This window comes from Mycobacterium sp. NPDC003449 (assembly GCF_053588415.1).
In genome coordinates this window covers 1-2194 of the sequence record NZ_JBSFPX010000356.1, presented here as the reverse complement: position 1 = coordinate 2194, position 2194 = coordinate 1, and the positions used below count along the sequence as shown (strand labels likewise).

Annotated in this window: 2 protein-coding genes; one reads left to right on the top strand and one right to left on the bottom strand. The window is 64.5% G+C overall.

Annotated features, from left to right (window positions below; genetic code table 11):
* Positions 1–73 precede the first annotated feature (73 nt).
* Entirely contained in the window at positions 74–1543 is a 1470-nt protein-coding gene (locus ACWDTP_RS38225) for a flavin-containing monooxygenase (RefSeq protein WP_450028409.1), read from the bottom strand.
* Positions 1544–1621: 78 nt separating this feature from the next.
* On the opposite strand from ACWDTP_RS38225, the gene ACWDTP_RS38220 reads away from it, so the two are divergent.
* The coding region (locus tag ACWDTP_RS38220; protein WP_450028408.1) for a TetR/AcrR family transcriptional regulator at positions 1622–2194 on the top strand (573 nt) is incomplete at its 3' end.

Sequence of the window (2194 nt, the reverse complement as noted above, 5' to 3'; positions counted from 1 at the left end):
ACGCGCCACCATACTAAAACCACCCCACTGCCGGCCGGAAGTGGGCAGTTTTATGTCTGCTCGCGGGGAAACTCTAAACCGTCACGGCGGCACGGTGTTTGGTGAAGTGCAGCGACTCCTCGTCAACCTTGCCGTACCGGATCAGCCGCAGGTCGAGCAGGTAGTTCTGCTTGAGCCGCCACGGCGCCTCCGACCCGGACTTGGGCAGGCTGTCCATGGCCCGCCGGAAGTAGCCGGGGGTGAAATCCATGAACGGCTGCTCGTCCACGGCCGCGCCGGGATGCTGCGGCTCGACCCTGTCGAAACCGTTGGCGTCCATATAGTTCAGCATCCGGCAGATGAACTCCGAGACCAGATCGGCCTTCAGCGTCCACGATGCGTTGGTGTAGCCGAAGGTGATGGCCATATTCGGCACACCCGACAGCATGAGGCCCTTGTAGGTCATCGACTTGGTCAGGTCGATGGCCTCGCCGTTGCGGGTGACACTCGCGCCGCCGAACAGCTGCATGTTCAAACCCGTTGCGGTGATGATGATATCGGCCGCCAACTCGTCACCGGAGTCGAGTTTGATGCCGGTCTCGGTGAACCGGTCGATGGTGTCGGTGACGACGTCGGCCTTACCCGCCCGGATGGTTTTGAAGAAATCACCGTTGGGCGCCAGGCACACTCGCTCGTCCCACGGCTTGTAGCGGGGGCTGAAGTGCTTGTCGTAGTCGAAGCCCTCGGGCAGCCGCCGCGTCGCCATGTCGCGCAGCAGCTTCTTGAAGACGCTCGGGAAGCGGCGCGCGACCTGGTACTGACCGGTGGCGTAGCCGATGGCCTTCCAGCGGTTGACGATGTGCGCCATACCCTTCGGCAGATACTTGTTGGCCTTCACCGCAATCGGATCCACCAGGGGCAGTGAGCCGATGTAGGTGGGCGAACGCTGCAGCATGGTGACGTGGCCCGCGCCCTGCTTGGCCAACGACGGGATCAGCGTGATGGCCGTCGCCCCCGAGCCGATCACCACGATCTTCTTGCCCGCGAAATCGAGATCCTCGGGCCAGTGCTGCGGATGGATGACCTGGCCGGTGAAATCGGCCGAGCCGGGGAACTCCGGCGAGTAACCCTGGTCGTAGTTGTAGTAGCCGCTGCACACCGAAAGGAACGAGCAGGTGATCTGCTTCTCCTCGCCGTTGTTGTCCACGGTCAGGGTCCAGCGGTTGTCGGCGTCGGACCAGTCGGCGGCCAGCACCCGGTGGTTGGTGCGGATGTGCTTGTCGATGCCGTTCTCGACGGCGGTCTCGTTGATGTAGTTCCAGATGGATGGGCCGTCGGCGATCGAATGGGCCGATTCCCACGGCTTGAACCGGAAACCGAGGGTGAACATGTCGGAGTCCGACCGGATGCCCGGGTATTTGAACAGGTCCCAGGTGCCGCCGATGTTCTCGCGGCGCTCCAGGATGGCGTAGCTCTTGGTCGGGCAGCGGCCCTGCAGGTGCCAGGCCGTGCTGATGCCGGAGATGCCGGCGCCGACGATCACGACGTCGAGGTGTTCGGTCATGGGACCGACGGTATCAACGTCGTGTTGAGTTGGTCAACACCATGTTGATGAAATCGACGCAGTGTTAGGATTCTGGTCATGACCGCCGCCCGCCAGGCCCGCGCACCCCGCGGCCGCCGCTCCGCCCGCCCGTCGGGCGACGATCGGGAGGCAGCGATCCTCGCGACGGCGGCGCAGCTGCTGCAGGAGCGGTCCTACTCCGACATTTCCGTCGACGACCTGGCCAGAGGCGCGGGCATCTCCCGGCCAACCTTCTACTTCTACTTCCCCTCCAAGGAAGCGGTGCTGCTGTCGCTGATCGATCCGCTGATCAAGCGGGCCGACACCGGGTTCGACAACGCGATGGAGAGCATGCCCGCCGACCCCCGCCGGGCCGTGCGCCACGGAATCGAGATCTTCTTCAGCGCCTTCGGTTCGCATCCCGCGACCGCACGCGCCGGCAAAGAGGCGATCGCCGGGAGCCCCGAATTCCGGGAGGTGTGGGCGGGCCTGATGCAGAAGTGGATCGACCAGACCGCAGCCCTGATCACGTCGGAACGCCAACGCGGCGCGGCTCCCGACACCATTCCCGCGATGGATCTGGCCACCTCGCTCAACCTGATGAACGAGCGGACCATGATGGCGGCCATCTCCGCCGAGCAACCGGCCGTC

What these genes read in the sequence shown, in the direction of transcription:
- ACWDTP_RS38225 (WP_450028409.1), bottom strand. Translation starts at nt 1,543, where the DNA reads ATGACCGAACACCTCGACGTCGTGATCGTCGGCGCCGGCATCTCCGGC.